Here is a 223-nt window from a genome sequence, read left to right on the forward strand (position 1 = left end):
TTGGTAGGTATTATGGGATATCCCGGCGTCATTCGGTGTGGCGATATTGACAACCGGGACACCGCCCTGATGTTGTACCTGTGTCTGGCTATTATCCGGCGTTATCCCGGCTGCCATAGCGGGATGAAGGGGATAAACGGCGGTCAGGTAAATTAAAAGATAACTCGTGGCCCTGACCACTCGGTTGTTGCGTTGATCCATCGGACTTTCTCTTTTCTTAAGT

1 protein-coding gene is annotated in these 223 nt (G+C 50.7%); it reads right to left on the bottom strand.

The window, feature by feature from the left end; translation table 11 throughout:
• A partial coding sequence (locus ABR397_RS25700; RefSeq protein ID WP_350307947.1) for a hypothetical protein occupies positions 1 to 201 on the bottom strand: 201 nt, incomplete at its 3' end.
• Positions 202 to 223: the final 22 nt, after the last annotated feature.

This window comes from Photorhabdus viridis, assembly GCF_040256935.1.
Lineage (GTDB): Bacteria > Pseudomonadota > Gammaproteobacteria > Enterobacterales > Enterobacteriaceae > Photorhabdus > Photorhabdus viridis.